The sequence below is a fragment of the Bacillus cereus group sp. N24 genome (assembly GCF_016483345.1).
GTDB lineage: Bacteria > Bacillota > Bacilli > Bacillales > Bacillaceae_G > Bacillus_A > Bacillus_A toyonensis.
This window is the reverse complement of the sequence record NZ_JAEHCA010000007.1, coordinates 21,381-39,924: the sequence shown is the minus strand read 5'-3', so window position 1 is coordinate 39,924 and position 18,544 is coordinate 21,381. Positions and strand designations below refer to the sequence as shown.

Genomic DNA, 18,544 nt, shown 5'->3' with positions numbered 1-18,544 from the left:
AGAAATATATTCCTCCAGCATTTGCCGTTTTATGACAAAATATATTGTTAACTTTTTTTAAAATGAGGTTAAATTCGTTGACAACTTTTTTGAAAAGCACTTTATTGACATGAGTTTTAGAATGTTGTTTCATAGTCATTGTATTGAAAAAAATCGGCGGTCTTGTCGAAAAGTAAAAGTTAAAAAAAGAAAGAATTTATACATATATCTTGTGTCTTATTTTGAAACGTAATACAATATATAGAGAAATCAAGAAATGACATACAAAGAGTATAGATTGGAGAGGGAGGGTCGGAAATGTTAGTTGCATATGATTCTATGACAGGAAACGTGAAGCGTTTCATTCACAAATTAAATATGCCGGCCGTTCAAATTGGTGAAGATCTAGTAATAGATGAAGACTTTATTCTTATTACGTATACAACAGGTTTTGGCAATGTACCAGAACGTGTTTTAGAATTTTTAGAGCGCAATAATGACAAATTAAAAGGCGTATCTGCAAGCGGCAATCGTAACTGGGGAGACATGTTCGGTGCAAGTGCTGACAAAATTTCTGCTAAATATGAAGTGCCTATTGTATCAAAATTTGAGTTATCAGGAACAAATAACGATGTAGAATATTTTAAGGAAAGGGTGCGGGAGATTGCGACACATTGAACTGAATAATGAAATCACGCAAATGCAGGACGGTTTTTATCAGCTTCATAAAGATAAAGAGGCATTAGAAGTCTTTATGGAAGAAGCTAGAGAGAATACCGTTCCTTTTAATAGCGTGGCAGAGCGAATGGAGTATATGAAAGAACATGATTACTATTACAATGTTCTGGACGAGTATAGCTTGGAGGAAGTAGAAGGAGTATATAACATCGCTTATGGTGAAAACTTCGAATTCCAATCTTATATGGCAGCATCTAAGTTCTACAAAGATTATGCGTTAAAAACGAATGATCAAAAACAATACTTAGAAAGCTATGAAGATCGTGTAGCAATTGTGTCATTATACTTAGGACGCGGTGATGTTGCGAAGGCAAAACAATTCGCAAGCATGATTGTAAAACAAAACTACCAACCAGCGACACCAACCTTTTTAAATGCGGGAAGAAGCAGAAGAGGAGAAATGGTGTCTTGTTTCTTGTTAGAGATGGACGATAGCTTAAATTCAATCGGCTTTAACATTAATACTGCAATGCAATTATCAAAAATTGGCGGGGGAGTAGCTTTAAACTTATCTAAGCTACGTGCGCGTGGTGAGCAAATTAAAGGGATTGATAACGCTGCAAGTGGTGTAGTACCTGTTATGAAATTGCTTGAAGATTCGTTTTCATATGCGAATCAACTTGGCCAACGAAAAGGTGCTGGTGCAGTATACTTAAACATCTTCCATTGGGATATTATCGAATTCCTTGATACAAAGAAAATAAATGCCGACGAGAAGAGCCGTATTCAGTCTCTATCAATCGGAATTATCGTTCCAAGTAAGTTCTTTGAGCTTGCTGAGAAAAACGAACCTTTCCATGTTTTCGCGCCTTATACGGTGTTTAAAGAATATGGCAAGCATTTAGATGATATTGATATTGATGAAATGTACGATGAATTAATGAGCAATCCGAAAGTGAAGAAGAAGCCGCTAGATATTAGTGCACGTGATATGCTTATTAAAATCGCAATGATTCAGCTTGAGTCTGGTTACCCATACTTAATGTTTAAATCAAATGCAAATAACCAGCATCCACTGAAGGATATTGGAACTGTGAAGATGTCGAACTTGTGTTAAATATGTAGCACCTTCTAGTAGAAATGCTAGTCGAAAACTCCGTTAAACGGGGAAAGCCTCAAGTTTGAGGTAACCTACCGTGCTAAATCTTATCTTAGAATGAGCATAGAAAAGTTCAGAATGTATCTTATTATTTTGTATAGCAGAGTGATCAGACAACATAAAGTAATAAGAGACTTTCTGAAAGATTAAGATAAGTAAAAGCCTAACGACTATCCCTTATGGGAGTAGAGCGCAAGCGATTGGCGTTCGAAAAGCGGAGCACCTAATCAGGTAATGCTGTAGGTGATGATATAGTCTGTCCTGTATGGTGACATACAGCAGTTGCATGAGCAACGGACTGAGGAGTAGCGAACTCGGTTGAACATTCGAGACAGAAATCTTCCAGCTACAAGAAACTTCTGAAATAAATGATTACGGTACAGATGACATTATCCGCCGCGATATTAACTGTAACTTAGGATCACTAAATATCGTAAATGTAATGGAAAATAAAGAAATTCGTGAAGCAGTTCATGCAGGAATGGAAGCTTTAACAGCTGTTTCTGATATGACAATCATTCCGAATGCACCAACTGTGAAAAAAGCAAATGATGAGCTTCATTCAGTTGGACTTGGAGCAATGAACTTACATGGATATTTAGCAAAAAATAAAATTGGTTATGAAAGTGCAGAAGCGAAAGAGTTCGCTCGTACATTCTTTATGATGTTAAATTACTACTCTATTGAGAAAAGTATGGAAATCGCTAAAGAAAAAGGCGAAACATTTAAAGACTTCGATAAGTCTGATTATGCGAACGGCACATACTTTGAGAAGTATGAAACGACAGATTACAGCCCAGTAACTGAAAAAGTTCAGCAACTATTTGAAGGAATTCATATTCCAACAAAAGAAGATTGGACAAGTTTAAAAGAGCAAGTGCAGAAGAATGGATTATATAATTCATACCGTCTTGCTATCGCTCCAACACAATCTATCAGTTACGTTCAAAATGCAACTTCAAGCGTAATGCCGATCGTAAGTCAAATCGAATCAAGAACGTATGCGAATGCGACAACATATTATCCAATGCCGTATTTATCAAAAGATACGTTCTGGTACTATAAATCTTCTTACGATATGAATCAGTTTAAATTAATTGATTTAATTGCAGAAATTCAAGAGCATATTGACCAAGGAATTAGTACAATTCTTTACGTTAATAGTGATATTTCAACACGTGAGTTAGCACGTTACTACATCTATGCACATAAAAAAGGCTTAAAGAGTCTGTATTATACGAGAACACGTAAATTAAGCGTGGAAGAGTGCGTAGCTTGTACCGTTTAATATAAAAAAGTGAGACATTATGAGCAGGGTTTTCTGAACCCTGCTCATGCTTAGTTATCAATTTTTCATGTTTATTTAGAGAAGGGGCGATTGAATGCGTGCGGTAAACTGGAACAAAAAGGAAGACGATTTTAGTTTAATGTTTTGGAAGCAAAACATCGCTCAGTTTTGGACAGAAGAAGAAATCGCGGTGTCTTCTGACAAAAATACTTGGGCACAATTATCAAAAGAAGAGCAAGTTGCTTATAAGCGTGTATTAGGTGGTTTAACACTTTTAGATACGAAACAAGGTGGCGAAGGGATGCCACTTGTACTTGTTCATCTTGAAAATTTACAAGCAAAAAGTGTATTAGCTTTCATGGGAGCTATGGAAGAAGTACATGCGAAGAGTTACAGTCATATTTTCACAACGTTAGCTACTGAAGAAGAAATTGATGATATTTTTGAATGGGTAGACAATCATCCATTACTTGAGAAAAAGGCTGGTATTATTACTCGTTACTATCGTCGTTTATTAAAGCCTCAAGTAACGAAAAAAGAGTTATACATGGCAATGGTAGCAAGTGTGTTCTTAGAAAGTTACTTATTCTATAGTGGATTCTTCTATCCACTTTACTTAGCAGGTCAAGGTAAATTGACGGCAAGTGGTGAAATTATTAACCTAATCATTCGTGATGAGTCCATTCACGGCGTATTCGTCGGTATTTTAGCACAACAACTTTTCGCAGAGCTTTCTGCAGAAGATCAACAAGAAGTGCAAAAAGAAACGCAAGAGTTATTAATGGAACTATATGAAATTGAAATGGCATACACAGAAGAAATTTACACTTCTATCGGTCTTGTAGATGATGTAAATCGTTTCGTTCGCTACAATGCGAATAAAGGACTTATGAATTTAGGACTTGAGCCGAAGTTTGAAGAAGAAGAAATTAACCCAATCGTTTTAAATGGTCTACGTACAGATACGAAAAACCATGATTTCTTCTCTGTAAAAGGAAATGGTTACGTAAAAGCAACGAACGTTGAAAAGTTATCTGACGATGACTTCGCATTCAATTTTTAATATCGTGTCATAGAAAAAGCTGTCTTTATAGAAAAGACAGCTTTTTTCTATGGATAGTTTACATAATGTTATTATTTCATGGAAATATTCCTATCTCATAAAAGCCCAATTTGTAAGGGAGTGAAAATAAAAAACACGAATTAAAGTTTTATTTTTTATATTTAGCAGTATGAGAGATTGAATAACTTATGTCAAAATGAATAAAAAATGAGAAGAAGTGAGGCCTCATTCCACCTATATGTTTTCTTTCGAATTGAATTTTTTAATTACATACATTTTGGCTCGAAAATTGCATGATATTTAAAAACAAAAGGGAACTGTAATAGTTGGTATGATGTATACAGCTATTTGAAAGCGTTTCCTTTTCGCTGTCGATTTTCAAATGAAAATGAGATAGAGAAAGTAGGGGGAATGATAGGTGGGAAAAGTAGTTGGTTTAAAACGTTCGTTAGGGCTTTGGTCAATTGTTATGCTAGGGGTCGGGTATATGACACCGATGGTTGGATTTGATACGTTTGGAATCGTTTCGGAAAAAACGGGTGGGCATGTTCCAGGAGCTTATTTGATTGCATTAGCAGGGATGTTGTTTACCGCTGCAAGCTACGGCAAAATGGTAAAGGTTTTTCCTACCGCAGGATCAGCTTATACGTATACACAGAAAACAATTAGTGCAAGACTTGGGTTTCTTGTTGGATGGTCCGCATTATTGGATTATTTGTTTCTGCCGATGGTGAACGCACTATTAACGAGAATTTATTTGTCAGCATTTTTTCCAAGTGTTCCTAATTGGATATGGGTCATTGGTTTTATTCTACTGATTACACTTATAAATGTTATTAGCGTAAATGTTACTGCTAACTTCAATACGTTTTTAGTAATATTTCAAGTGCTAGTAATGGCCGTGTTTGTTTTTCTAGTTATAAAAGGTTTATTAGCGGGAGAGGGAACAGGAGAAGTTTTTTCCATTCAGCCGTTTTTTCAATCAGATATACAAATATCACCGTTAGTTGCAGGTGCAACAATTCTTTGTTTTTCATTTTTAGGTTTTGATGCAGTAACTACATTTTCGGAAGAGACACCAAACGCGAGGAAGACAATACCTCGAGCTATTTTTCTTACTGCTTTAATCGGTGGAGTTTTATTCATTACAACTACGTATTTTACACAATCTTTCTTTCCAGATACATCTGTATTTAAAGATAAAGAATCAGCGTCTCCAGAAATTGCGCTATATGTTGGTGGAAAACTATTTCAAGCTTTCTTTTTAGTAGGAACACTTATGGGGACACTTGCGTCTGGTTTAGCTTCTCATACAAGTGTGTCTAGATTATTGTACGTAATGGGGCGAGATAATGTCATTCCGAAGAAAATATTCGGATACATTCATCCTCACTGGCGAACGCCAGTATATAACATTATTATTGTAGGAGTTATTTCACTCTCTGCGATATTCATTGATTTAGAAACGGCAGCATCACTTATTAATTTTGGAGCGCTTATTGCATTTACATTTGTTAATTTATCTGTAATTTCCTACTATGTAATTAAGAAGAAAAGATATAAAACGATAAAAGACTGTTTAAATTTTTTAGTTATGCCTATTTTAGGTGCTGGTACTGTAGCAGTACTATGGTTTAATCTCAATGTTCATTCACTTATTCTCGGTATTTGCTGGGCTGCTATTGGAATGGGGTATCTTTTATATATTACAAATATGTTCCGCTTAGCTCCTCCGCAAATGCATTTTGAAGAAGTGCAGGAAATGTAAAAAGCAAAAGACATCGGATAAATCCCGATGTCTTTTGCTTTTTATATTTAATAATCATGCAGTATTGCATAAGTCATTCAAAGCGTCATAAGTAGGAGGGTGACACAATATGATTACCGTAGCATTACCACTTGGCACGATTATTGCTTTGTATAATTAGTAAAAATAAAAAGCGGGGTGTTATCATGCCGATTCAGTCAGAAAAACATATAGGTGAGGTTGAAAATCCTTTAGAGGAATTTCAAGCTATATTAAAAGAGGCGCTTCATTTTTTACATTATCCAGACGAAGTATTTGAATTTCTGAAAAAACCAATGCGTTTTTTAGAAGTAAGTATTCCTGTTCGTATGGATGATGGAACAACAAAGGTATTTCAAGGGTATCGTGCTCAGCATAATGACGCAGCTGGGCCAACGAAAGGTGGTATTAGATTCCATCCAGATGTTACGGCAGAAGAAGTAAAAGCACTTGCTGGCTGGATGAGCTTGAAATGTGGAGTGACAGGACTGCCATATGGAGGCGCAAAGGGCGGGATTATTTGTAATCCACAGGAGATGAGTTTTAGAGAATTAGAGTTATTGAGTCGTGGGTATGTAAGGGCAGTAAGTCAAATTGTGGGACCGACGAAAGATATTCCGGCTCCTGATATGTACACAAATGCGCAAATTATGGCTTGGATGCTAGATGAATATGACCATATTAGGGAGTTTGACTCTCCAGGCTTTATAACCGGGAAGCCATTAATGCTAGGAGGATCACAAGGACGGGAGACAGCAACTTCTAAAGGTGTATTGTATACGCTTCAGTTAGTAAGTGAGTTAAAACAAATTCCACTACAAAATATGAGAGTTATTATTCAAGGATTTGGGAATGTTGGAGGGTATTTGGCGAAATATTTATATGATATTGGTGTGAAAGTAGTTGGGGTATCAGATGCTATAGGAGGAATTTATAATCCAGACGGCTTAGATGTTCCTTATTTATTAGAAAACAGAGATTCTTTCGGTGTAGTATCGAATCTTTTTAGTAAAACAATTTCTAATCAGGAGTTGTTAGAAAAAGAATGTGATGTACTCATTCCAGCGGCAATTGGGGGAGTCATTACGAAACATAATGCAGGAAAGCTTGGATGTAAGATTATCATTGAGGCTGCAAATGGTCCAACAACAAAAGAGGCGATAACGATGTTAGAAGAAAAGGGAATTTTGGTTATTCCAGATATTTTAGCAAACTCGGGTGGTGTTATTGTTTCTTATTTTGAATGGTGTCAAAATAATCAAGGATATTATTGGACAGAGCAATATGTTGATCAATGTTTAAAGGAGAAAATTACATCTAGTTTTTCTAACGTACTTGACACTTCAAAACACTTTGGAGTAAATATGAAAATTGCTGCTTATATTGAAGGAGTTCGTAAGATTGTAGAAGCATCGCGCCTAAGAGGTTGGTTGCATTTTTAACCTAAAGGAGGGCTCAAATGAAACTGGATATTTTATTAGAAGAAGTGGAGAGACAACCAATCGGTTATTATTGTGTTTTGTCGAAAAGTCATCGTTACGATATAGCTGTTACGTATTCACAACAGTTTCTTGGAAAAGCAATGGTTACCTCTATTCAAAATGGGAGAATGATTTTATTAAGTCAAGAAGATATTGTAGAGGAACAATATTGGGCACCGAAGTTAGGAATTGAGATTGAAGACATAGAAGAGTTTCAGAGCTTTTTTTATATGATTCTTCAGTCACAAAGGTTAGAAGAGCAATATTAATAGAATAAAAGAAGGGGATGATTGATTATGTACTATGATATTATTACGAGTCCATGCTATGGAACAATTGAAAAAGTTTCTATTGTTAAGGATTCTCGAGTTTATGAATGGGAGCCATTATTTTCGATTAAAGATATGAATGGTAAACTGGAAGTAATTAAGATGGGATGTAGCGGAGAAGTTCACTCTTTAGAAGTAGAGGCAGGAGATAAAGTAATTCCAGGTATGGTATTAGCTTATATTCAAGAAGACCTTTTCGTTAGTGGTAGTGATTAATGATTAATGATAGAACAATGAGGAAGATGGAGGTGCTCATCTTCCTTTTTTTATTAAGTAAAGGAAAGAATGTTTTATTTTCAGATTAATTAAAAAAATACGCATTTAATGATACAATACAAATTAAGTAGCCCAAAGGAGGAATAGCAGAATGTTTTCCATTGCTCGTAATAAAATTAGACCTATTGTTTCTCTACCTATCGATCAATCCGAAAAGGAATGGAATATAGACGTTGAAAATATAAAAGAACCTTTTCTATTTTTAAAAAAGGGAGAGAAATTATTTGCATACGTTCATGTCAAGGATCTGCTATCAAACAGTAAGGACTTACATTCCAGGGCATTGCTTGCAAATGCAGTTTCGCTAGATACAATATGTTATCTTAGTAAAAATATTTCTTTAACAGCTCTGTTTCAAATTATTGGAGCGCCGATTGCGATAGTGAAAAATGAAATGGATGAGTTAATAGGATATATAAGAAGAGAAGATGTTTTTGCAGAACTATTTAAACAAGAAAATCAGAGTGTTGATATATTAAAAATTATTTTAACGTCTATTCCAATGGGGATTTTTGTAGTGGATCGTGAAAAGAAAATTGTAAATTGCAATGAATCTGGTTTGAAGATGATTAAATCTACACCTGAAAGAGTAATGAATGTACCAGCAGAACAAATTTTTAACGAAGGACATATTAATAACGTATTTGCAACGGGAAAGACAATTTTGAATCAATTACAAATCACAAATGAGATGGGTGTATTAGTTGACTACAGTCCCATTCCAAACTTTGATGGAAATATTGAAGGAATGGTTATTATCGTACAAGATTTGCCGATGGTTGAGGACATGGCAATGGAAATTGAATATATAAAGGATTTAAACAAAGATTTGCATGCAATTTTGTCTAGTATTTATGATGAAATATTAGTTGTTAATCATAAAGGGGAATTAATTCGTTACAGTGAAACCGTTATTAATGATTTTTGGGGGAGTAATTTGAAGGATCTTTTAGGTAAAAACCTTTTAGACTTAGAACAGAAAGGGTTATTTAGTCCATCTGTTACGCGATTAGTATTGGAGCAACAAAAAAAGGTATCAGTTGTACAAGAAACAAAAAGTGGAAGAAAAATATTGGCAGTTGGAAATCCTGTATTTGATGAAAACGGAGAGCTTCATCGTATTATTATTGCTTCAAGAGATATTACAGAAGCTACGAGATTAAAGACGGAATTACATGAAATAAAGAGAATATCAGAGCAATATAAGAAGGAATTAGATGATTTTAAAAATAAAGATCGTTTTCTTAAGAAACTTATTTACTGTAGTCCGAAAATGGAGCAAATTATAAACCAAGCTAAAAAAATAGCAGATTTCTCTTCCAATGTTCTTATTTCCGGAGAATCGGGCGTCGGGAAGGAAGTAATTGCTCAAGCAATTCATCAACTTGGAAAGCGATCTGCAAAGCCATTTTTAAAATTAAATTGTGGTGCAATTCCAGAAACTTTGTTAGAAAGTGAACTATTTGGTTATACGAAAGGTGCTTTTACAGGAGCAGATAAAAATGGAAAAGAAGGATATTTTAAGCGAGCTGATCAAGGTATTTTATTTTTAGATGAAATTGGAGAAATGCCTCTACATTTGCAGGTGAAATTGCTTAGGGTCCTGCAGGAACAAGAAGTAATTCCTATTGGAAGTACAATACCTACGAAAATAAATGTACAAATTATTGCCGCTACAAATAAAAGTCTGGAAAAGATGGTAGAGGCAGGAACGTTCCGTGAAGATTTATTTTATCGCTTAAATGTAATTCCATTGCAAGTGCCTCCTCTACGAGAACGAATGGAAGATGTCCCAGTACTCGCTTTTCATTTTTTACAACAGTTAAATGAAAAATATAATAAAAACTATCATTTAACTCCGGATGCACTTAACTTACTAGAGTTTTATTCATGGCCAGGAAATGTACGTGAATTACAAAATATGATTGAACGTTTAGTAGTATCAGCAGACGATCCAATAATTGAAGCTGAGTTTGTTAGTAAGTTTTTAACCCCCGGTTATGACTTTAAAAAATCAAAACCAGTTATTACGAGAGTATTACCGTTACAAGAAGCACTACATTCTGTAGAAGAACAATTGATTTTACTTGCAATGAAGCAGTATAAAACAACGACTAAGGCAGCAAAAGCTCTTGGCATTAGCCAATCTTCAGTGAGTCGAAAATATCAAAGGATTGTCAGTGAAAAAGGAATGCCAACTGATATAATCTCGTATTCCTAAAAAAGGAGAAGGTCACATAGACCTCTCCTTTTTTGTTAGTTTAGCGAGTTTTCCACTATTCGTGGGTGGCAAGTACTATCATCTCACATTTCAGCAAAATGAAAGATGGTAATGGTACTGATATACGTTTTGTTTTATGCAAAATGGAATAGTGTATGCAACAACGCATATTTCTTTTTTATTACACGTAAGAATATAGTTAGTTTTTATAGGATTCCTTTGTGTTTTAAATGTTGGCATGAAACTTGCTTATAAATATATAAACGATCAATAAAGGAGGATTCAATATAGTGCTAGATTTAAAAATGTATGTAAACGGTGAATGGAGAGAGTCTAGTAATCAAGAAAAAAGAACAATAATTAACCCTGCGAATGGCAAGGGTATAGCATATGCACCTGAGGGAACAATTGAGGATACAAAATACGCGATCGAAGTGGCAAGAGCGACTTTCGATAGTGGAATTTGGTCAGAAACATCCACTGCTGAAAGGGCGTCATATTTATTTAAAATAGCAGATGAAATTGATAAAAATATGGAAGAGTTAGTGTATCTTGAAACAATGGATAATGGAAAAACATACCGTGAGGCAGAAGGAGATATTGGAGATGCAGCGGCTTGTTTTCGCTATTATGCTGGATTGATTACAAAGCCAGATGGGCAAACATATCATGTAGCCGATCCAATGCAAGCAATGGTTGTAAGAGAGCCAGTTGGTGTTTGTGGATTAATTGTTCCATGGAATTATCCGCTATTGATGAGTGTATGGAAAATTGCACCTGCTTTAGCAGCTGGAAATACAATTGTGTTTAAACCTTCTGAAGTGACACCAATTACTGCGACAAAGCTATTTGAAATCCTTGAAAAAGTAGGGCTACCAAAAGGTGTTGCTAATATGGTAATGGGGGCCGGCCCAATAGTAGGAAATGAAATTGCAGCGAGTAGTAAGGTGGATATGATTTCCTTTACAGGTGGAACAAAAACAGGTAAGCACATTATGAGAACGGCAGCTGATAATATGAAAAAGATTTCGCTAGAACTTGGAGGCAAATCACCGAATATTATTTTTGCAGATGCAGATTTTGAAACAGCTATTGATTATGCACTATTTGGTATTTATGCAGGTAGCGGACAAGTATGTTCAGCAGGATCGAGAATCCTTGTTGAAGAAAGCGTTTACGATAAATTTATTAATAGTTTTGTGGAGCGAGCGCAGCAAATTAACGTTGGGCCTGGTGATAATCCTGAATCAGAAATGGGACCACTTGTAAGTCAAGAACATATGGAAAAAGTATTACGCTACATTGAAATTGGGAAAGACGAAGGCGCAGACATTGCTTGTGGAGGTAAGCGAATACTGACAGATGGAAAAGGTGAGGGTTTCTTTATTGAACCAACGGTCTTTGTCAATGTAAAACCCGATATGCGCATTGTACAGGAAGAAATTTTCGGTCCTGTTGTAGTAATTCAAAAGTTTAAAAATGAACAAGAAGCAATTGAGTTAGCAAATGGTACAGATTATGGCTTAGCTGGAGGGGTATTTACAGTTGATGGTGCGAAAGCAATGCGTGTAATTCGCAAGCTTCGCGCAGGAATTACGTGGATTAACAGCTATCATCCAACATACAATGAGGCACCTTGGGGTGGATATAAGCAAAGTGGTATAGGTCGTAGTCTAGGAACGTTTGGTTTAGAGGAATTTCAAGAAATTAAGCAGATTAATATAAATCTAGAAGTAGAACCTATTGGTTGGTTTGCAAATAAAAAGAATATAGGAGTGAAATAAATGGGAACGAACGTGGAAAATAAATTGAATGAACAAGATGTAAAAGGTTCAAATGTAAATGAGTATATTACGAAAGTACTACAGTTAATTGAAAAAGAAAAAGTTTCTGAAGAAGAAGCAAACTGGATTCAAAAAGAAACAGTAGATGGATTTAGAGAGCATGTGAATCCTGGTTTTCTAGCATATAGAAAAACAGTAACAAAGGATGGACAATTTGCGGCAGTAGAATGGTCTGATGAAGGATCTTGTTTTATGGATATTAATGGTAAAAAATATATTGACTGTTTAGGTGGATTCGGAATTTACAATGTTGGTCACCGTAATCCGAAAGTAGTAAAAGCTGTGACAGATCAACTAAAGCGTCAAGCATTACACAGTCAAGATTTACTAGATCCACTTCGAGCGATTCTTGCAAAGATTTTAGCGGATATTACACCTGGTGATTTGAAATATGCCTTCTTCACAAATAGTGGAACTGAAAGTGTAGAGGCAGCATTAAAACTAGCAAAAATGTATAGTGAACGAACAACTTTCATTTCTACAACTCGTGCTTTCCATGGTAAGAGCCTTGGTGCTTTATCTGGGACGGCAAAAGGAATGTTCCGCAAGCCATTTTTACCATTAATTCCGGGTTTCCGTCATGTCCCATTTGGCGATATTGATATGATGAGAAAAACATTTGAGACATGCGCATTAGTGGGAGAAGATGTTGCAGCAGTTATTTTAGAACCAATTCAAGGAGAGGGCGGTATTATTTTACCTCCAGAAAATTATTTGAAACAAGTACGAGAGCTTTGTGATGAGTTTGGATCACTCCTTATTTTCGATGAAGTACAAACTGGAATGGGACGTACAGGGAAAATGTTTGCAGCGGAATTATATGATGTTGTGCCGGATATTATTTGTCTGGCGAAGGCATTTGGTGGAGGCGTCATGCCAGCAGGAGCTATCGTTGCGAAAGAGAAAGTATTCCAAAGTTGGTTTGAAAATCCATTTATGCATACAACAACATTTGGAGGGAATCCGCTGGCATGTGCGGCTGCAATTGCAACAATCCATGTATTATTGGAAGAGAAATTACCAGAACGTGCTGCTGAAGTTGGGGCATATTTCTTAAATGGATTGAAACAAGCAGCAGAAGGACACGAGGATAAAATCTTTGAAATTCGTGGTCAAGGTTTAATGATTGGTATTGAATTCCATAAAGACGAGATTGGTTACGAAGTGTCAAAGGCAATGTTTGATCAAGGTATTCTCGTTGCTGGAACGTTAATTAACTCAAAAACAATTCGTATCGAACCATCTCTTACAATTAGTTATGAAGAGGTAGATACAGTTATTAATACGTTTAAATCTGTACTAGCGCAAGTAAAAGGAAAGTAATTTTTGTATAAAATTATATACGGATTCAAACTAGTAAAACTATCATATTGTTTACTGTACTAGTTTTGATTGCAAGGAGGCAGTGTAACGAAAGTTGCACTGCCTTTTTATTACATTTTATTTGTAAGTATTTACATATACTCTGTCTTAGTGTACTATTTAACTAGTACACTAAGACAGAAGGAGGGAAGAAATGAAAATAGAATTTTCTCCAAATACACCCATTTACATTCAGGTAATGGAATACATAAAAAAAGAAATTGTAGTTGGGCATTTATCGCCTGGTGATAAAATTCCCTCTGTACGTGAATTAGCGAGTGAATTACAAGTAAATCCAAATACAATTCAACGAACATTTCAAGAATTGGAACGGGATGGTGTTGTTGTAACGCGTAGAGGAATGGGACGATATGTAACGAATGAAGGGGAGAAAATTATGGAGCTGCGCAAAGATATGGCGAAGGAATTACTTCATTCTTTTATAGATGGAATGGATAACTTAGGGTTTTCAGAAGACGAAATCCTTTCAATTCTTCGTTCTTCCTTACATGAGAAGAGGGAGGAGAGCAAATGACAGAACTATTAAAAATAGAAAACTTATGGAAGAGATACGGATTAAAAGCAGTGATTCGTGAATTGAACATAGAGATTACGGAAGGGAAAATTATAGGGCTTGTTGGAGATAACGGGAGCGGGAAAACGACGTTATTAAAAATGATTGCAGGTTTGCAGCACCCTTCTGAAGGTAGCATTACAATAGATGATAAAAAGGTAGGATTAGAGACGAAAAAAATCGTTTCATTTATGTCCGATAAGCCAGTCTTTGATGATTGGATGACTGTAAAAGATGCTTTATTTTTCTATCGAGATTTTTATAAAGACTTCGATATTCAAAAAGCAGTAGATACGATTGTGGAATTCAAAATACCGTTAGAAGAAAGAATTACAGCTTTATCGAAAGGAATGGTTGAGAAGCTGCAAATTATTTTAACATTTTCTCGAAAAGCGAAGCTATACGTACTGGATGAGCCACTGGGCGGGATAGATCCTCTTTCTAGAGGACATGTATTGGATTTAATTTTACAGTTTTATAGAGAAGATTGTACTATATTAATTTCAACTCACTTAATAAATGAAATTGAAAATATTTTTGATGAAGTGATCTTTTTAAAAGATGGGGAAATTGTTCTATATGAAAATGTAGAAGAACTTCGTTTTCAGAGAGGAAAAGCAATTCATGAACTGTTTAAGGAGGTGTTTAGTAAGTGAAGTCAATATTTTCCTATTTGTGGAATGTAAATAAGAAAAGATACATTGTTACTTTTTTACTCTTTGTGCTAATTGAAGCGGTTTTATTTTCGCAAATGATTGTAAGAAAGAGTGATGCGGCCATCAATAGACAAGAGGGCATATTTGGGATTATTATGGTTATCTTTCTTTTTTATGTAATTTATATGTTTTTGCAAACAATGAAGTCATATTCTCGCTTACTAACCAATCCAATGTTACGGCTTACAGCAATATCTGGGAAACAATATGTGTTTTCTATGCTTATTTTCTCATATATTACAATGACTATATGGTATGGGATATGTGGAGTTCTTTTCTACGTAAGTTATGTATTAGCTTTTCCTACGACTTCTGTATATGTAGAGGCAAAAGAGATAATGCAAGCGGGCATAATGAATAATTTAATATATGCAGTGAGCGATTTGTTTGATTTTTTGTTTGTGGTGTTACAAATCTTATTAGTAATTACTCTAGTTAAGTTGCTCACTAAAAAGAAAAAAGCACAAAATATACTGATCGTTATTATTTCTCTAGTAGTAAATATAACGATTACTTTAGCGATAACCTTGCTAGGAAAATTAGCTCCAGCTTTCCAAGGATTGCGAAGAGTAGAATATCGTAGTGAAAGTAAAAGTCTTTTTATTGAGATGTTTCAAGAAAATGGATTTAATATTTTTAATATAAGTTTTATGGTAATTGTTAGTGCTCTAATAATATATGTAATTGCTTATATTATCGATAAAAAACTAGAAGTCTAAAGGAGGAATCGGCATTGGGAAATGTAGTAGTAAAATTAGAAAATGTTCGAAAAAAGATTGGTAGAACAGAAATTATTCGAGGTTTATCATTTGAGGTGCGAGAAGGGGAAGTGTACGGATTCCTTGGACCGAACGGTAGTGGTAAGACGACGACAATTCGTATGATGACAGGTCTTATTTCTATGACGGAAGGCGATATTACAATTTGTGGTCATAGCATTCGCACGGAACGTGAAAAGGCGTTAGAGCAAATTGGAGCGATTGTAGAAAATCCGGAACTATATGATTATATGACTGGTATGCAAAACTTAAAGCATTTTGCGAACATGGCAATTACACCTATTAATAAAGAGCGCATCGCTGAAATTGTAAAGCTTGTTGAATTAGAGCATGCAATTCATAAAAAGGTAAAAACATACTCACTTGGTATGAAACAACGTTTAGGAATTGCGCAGGCGTTACTTCATCAGCCGAAAATATTAATTTTAGATGAACCGACAAATGGATTAGATCCAGCTGGTATTCGCCAAATTCGTGATTATTTACAACGACTAGCCAAAGAAGAGAATATCGCGGTAATCGTATCGAGTCACTTATTAAGTGAAATTGAATTAATGTGTGATCGCGTCGTAATTATTAAAAAAGGTGAGTTTGTACAAGAGTACAACTTACATGAACAAGCGAAACATGATGAGACAGTAGTAGTAGCGTTTGAAGTAGATGAAGTTCAGAAAGCGAATGAAATTATTAAAGGTAAAGCACAGGAGAATGTAATTGTGGCATCTGTAACAAAAGAGAGAATTCCACAGTTTGTAAAAAAACTTGTGCATGCTGATGTGCTTGTATATGGTGTTACCGTTCAAAATAAAACGTTAGAGGATGAATTCTTAGCGATTACTGGGGGAGTGAAAGCGTAATGTTTAAATTAATTCAAAATGAATTTTTAAAGTTACATGCGAAAAAAGGTATGTATATTTTAATCGGTGTCATTGCGGCACTCGAAATTTTAGGGAATTTAGCAATGATGAAGTGGGGAAAAGGTGATGAGTTTAAGGGGTCGTATTTAGATTATGCAAACTCAGAGATTGGTTTAATCGTTTTATTCGCTACAATTTTTGGGATCACACTTGCAGCCCGTACTCTTACTGATGAGTTCCAAAAAGGTACAATTAAACAATTGTTAATTCGTCCAAGAAAACGACTTACAGTTTTATTTTCTAAATATATTACTGTGTTATTAGCGATGCTATTTATCATATTTGCTGGTATGTTCATTGCAACGATTATTGGTGGTATTGTAATGGATGGTAGTAAAACAGATTTAACGTTAGGAATTGTTTTAAAAACGATGTTATATCAGCTTGTATCACCATTTTTCTTTGCAACACTTGCCTTTTTCTTAGCAAATGTATTTAGAAAATCCGTATTGCCATTAATTATTACGTTGTTCTTATATTTCTTGCAAGGAGCAATTACTATTGCACTAATGATGTTTGCAAAAGGTGTAGCGAAGTTTGTAGTATTCTTCCATTTAGATTTAAGAGCTTACGACAGTAATAAATTGGTAAGCGGTGGAATGGAGCCACCATTTGCAGAATTTACGTTTACAACTTCATTATTACTTTTAGCTGCATATTTTGCTGTATTACTTGTAGCATCAAGTGCATTATTCCAAAAACGTGACGTATTATAATAAAAGAAATCCCCGTTTGTAAAAACGGGGATTTTTATTACATAGTTTTTTACATTTCTAGTATTCTGTATTGTTAATTTGAGATGCTGTTAGCGATAGAATACCGGATCTTCTCCAGCTATTTAAGTACAGCAAATGTAAGTTGTAACGAAGTTGAAGAACTGTGATATGGTATATCCAATAAATTCGTTATTATATATGTTAAGAGATACGTTGCTCGAAAGCATTTGAGAAAAATAGGAAGATTTTCAACTATATTCATATTATAATATAGTTATCCTGCTATTTGTAGGAGAAGGGTTCCCTATAACTGATTAAAGTTTTACTTTAACAATCTTTGGAGGTGTGCAATATTGCAATATGCATTTTCACGTATAAGACTACGTAGCTTTTTTGGATGGATGATGATAGGGTTGTTTCTTACGATGATTCCATTAGGTTTATCAAATGTTTCTGATAGCACGTTAGAGGTTATTTCACAAATAACTGTATTTTTTGTATTTCCGTTATTTTGGTTGTACGTAAAAGCGAATAAAAATAATGTTGTTTTTAAAAGTTTCTTTGATAAGCCAGGACGTTTACCGTGGGGACTCATTTTATTAGCAACGATAATGGGAATGATTTTTTCAGTCGGTATATCTCATATTCAATTTTACATATTAGCACATACGTTACCGAATTTCTTAGTTACCATGTTAGAAGATGGAACTGTTATTAATACGAGTAACATATATATGACGATATTTACTTTCATTTCAGCATGTGTATTAGCACCTATTATGGAAGAGATTATTTTTAGGGGATTCTTTTTACAGCGAATGGCTTATAAATGGGGAATTAAAAAAGCTGTAATTATATCTTCACTTATTTTTGGTTTAGGTCACTTTGATGTTATTGGTGCTTTCATGTTTGGTGTTGTTATGTGCCTTTTATACATAAAAACGAAAAATATATGGACGAATATTGCTGTGCATGCTCTTAATAATTTAATTGCGACAAGTATGCAATTTGTCGGTGGAGAAGAAGATACTGCAATCTCAATTCCTGAATTACAAGCACAAAGTAATTTATGGATTGGTATCGGTCTTACAGTTGTTGGGTTACTTTGGTTAATTCCTTATGTTTGGAAACAATGGCGTACAGTAAAAGAAGTGGGTGTGCCACCAGTGCGCTTCATAAATGAAGAAAAGGTAGTGAATGCATCACAAGAAAATGAATTGTATAGTCAAGTGATCGTAACAGATAGATTGATGGCTGTAGAACTACCAGATGAAGCGGTAAATAAGCTTCGGTTAGAAGAAAATGATTATGTAACAGTTTCTGTAGAAGAAGATAAAATCGTTATAAAAAAAGCACATGATAGATAATTAAAAAAC

Annotated in this window: 16 protein-coding genes and 1 pseudogene; all 17 read left to right on the top strand. The window is 34.9% G+C overall.

Annotated features, from left to right (window positions below):
- The first annotated feature begins 297 nt into the window (after positions 1–297).
- The 17 genes and pseudogenes from nrdI (at position 298) to JDS95_RS12685 (ending at position 18,535) form a co-directional block, all read left to right on the top strand.
- Positions 298–657 carry a class Ib ribonucleoside-diphosphate reductase assembly flavoprotein NrdI gene (nrdI, locus tag JDS95_RS12765; protein ID WP_000959449.1) on the top strand — a complete coding sequence of 120 codons (360 nt, stop codon included), beginning with the start codon at positions 298–300 and terminating at the stop codon, positions 655–657.
- A pseudogene (locus JDS95_RS12760) lies at positions 644–1,771 on the top strand (ribonucleotide reductase N-terminal alpha domain-containing protein); the annotation flags it as partial. The gene nrdI and the pseudogene JDS95_RS12760, both read left to right, overlap by 14 nt.
- Positions 1,772–2,153: 382 nt before the next feature.
- On the top strand, positions 2,154–3,104 hold the full coding sequence (locus tag JDS95_RS12755) for a ribonucleotide reductase large subunit (protein WP_073990709.1): 951 nt from the start codon (positions 2,154–2,156) through the stop codon (positions 3,102–3,104).
- Positions 3,105–3,198: 94 nt separating this feature from the next.
- On the top strand, positions 3,199–4,167 hold the full coding sequence (gene nrdF, locus JDS95_RS12750; RefSeq protein WP_001203017.1) for a class 1b ribonucleoside-diphosphate reductase subunit beta: 969 nt from the start codon (positions 3,199–3,201) through the stop codon (positions 4,165–4,167).
- Between the two features lie 418 nt (positions 4,168–4,585).
- Positions 4,586–5,935: an APC family permease gene (locus tag JDS95_RS12745; RefSeq protein WP_085450001.1), complete on the top strand. Its 1,350-nt coding sequence runs from the start codon at positions 4,586–4,588 to the stop codon at positions 5,933–5,935.
- A gap of 185 nt (positions 5,936–6,120) precedes the next feature.
- Positions 6,121–7,395 carry a Glu/Leu/Phe/Val family dehydrogenase gene (locus JDS95_RS12740; protein WP_001122429.1) on the top strand — a complete coding sequence of 425 codons (1,275 nt, stop codon included), beginning with the start codon at positions 6,121–6,123 and terminating at the stop codon, positions 7,393–7,395.
- 17 nt (positions 7,396–7,412) lie between these two features.
- Positions 7,413–7,703, top strand: a complete 291-nt coding sequence (locus JDS95_RS12735; RefSeq protein ID WP_000762557.1) for an SAV0927 family protein — start codon at positions 7,413–7,415, stop codon at positions 7,701–7,703.
- A 27-nt stretch (positions 7,704–7,730) separates the two neighbouring features.
- The gene (locus JDS95_RS12730; protein ID WP_000291046.1) at positions 7,731–7,979 is read left to right on the top strand and encodes a biotin/lipoyl attachment domain-containing protein; all 249 of its coding nucleotides are present in this window, start codon (positions 7,731–7,733) and stop codon (positions 7,977–7,979) included.
- A 151-nt stretch (positions 7,980–8,130) separates the two neighbouring features.
- A complete protein-coding gene (locus JDS95_RS12725) occupies positions 8,131–10,260 on the top strand; it encodes a sigma 54-interacting transcriptional regulator (protein WP_085449999.1) in 2,130 nt (709 codons plus the stop codon).
- Positions 10,261–10,550: 290 nt separating this feature from the next.
- Positions 10,551–12,044 carry an aldehyde dehydrogenase family protein gene (locus tag JDS95_RS12720; protein WP_000886180.1) on the top strand — a complete coding sequence of 498 codons (1,494 nt, stop codon included), beginning with the start codon at positions 10,551–10,553 and terminating at the stop codon, positions 12,042–12,044.
- Entirely contained in the window at positions 12,045–13,427 is a 1,383-nt protein-coding gene (locus tag JDS95_RS12715) for a putrescine aminotransferase (RefSeq protein ID WP_000537092.1), read from the top strand.
- A gap of 193 nt (positions 13,428–13,620) precedes the next feature.
- Complete coding sequence (locus JDS95_RS12710; RefSeq protein WP_000687521.1) at positions 13,621–14,001, top strand: GntR family transcriptional regulator; 381 nt, start codon at positions 13,621–13,623, stop codon at positions 13,999–14,001.
- Positions 13,998–14,696 (top strand): ABC transporter ATP-binding protein, encoded by a 699-nt coding sequence (locus JDS95_RS12705; RefSeq protein ID WP_199690532.1) that lies wholly within the window; start codon positions 13,998–14,000, stop codon positions 14,694–14,696. Before JDS95_RS12710 ends, JDS95_RS12705 begins: the two co-directional genes overlap by 4 nt.
- The gene (locus tag JDS95_RS12700) at positions 14,693–15,475 is read left to right on the top strand and encodes an ABC transporter permease (RefSeq protein WP_144466994.1); all 783 of its coding nucleotides are present in this window, start codon (positions 14,693–14,695) and stop codon (positions 15,473–15,475) included. The genes JDS95_RS12705 and JDS95_RS12700 overlap by 4 nt, the downstream gene beginning before the upstream one ends.
- A gap of 14 nt (positions 15,476–15,489) precedes the next feature.
- The gene (locus JDS95_RS12695; RefSeq protein ID WP_000528807.1) at positions 15,490–16,392 is read left to right on the top strand and encodes an ABC transporter ATP-binding protein; all 903 of its coding nucleotides are present in this window, start codon (positions 15,490–15,492) and stop codon (positions 16,390–16,392) included.
- Positions 16,392–17,168, top strand: coding sequence for an ABC transporter permease (locus tag JDS95_RS12690; RefSeq protein WP_000475420.1), 777 nt, complete (start codon positions 16,392–16,394; stop codon positions 17,166–17,168). Before JDS95_RS12695 ends, JDS95_RS12690 begins: the two co-directional genes overlap by 1 nt.
- 353 nt (positions 17,169–17,521) lie before the next feature.
- Positions 17,522–18,535 (top strand): CPBP family intramembrane glutamic endopeptidase, encoded by a 1,014-nt coding sequence (locus tag JDS95_RS12685; protein WP_001198833.1) that lies wholly within the window; start codon positions 17,522–17,524, stop codon positions 18,533–18,535.
- Positions 18,536–18,544 lie beyond the last annotated feature (9 nt).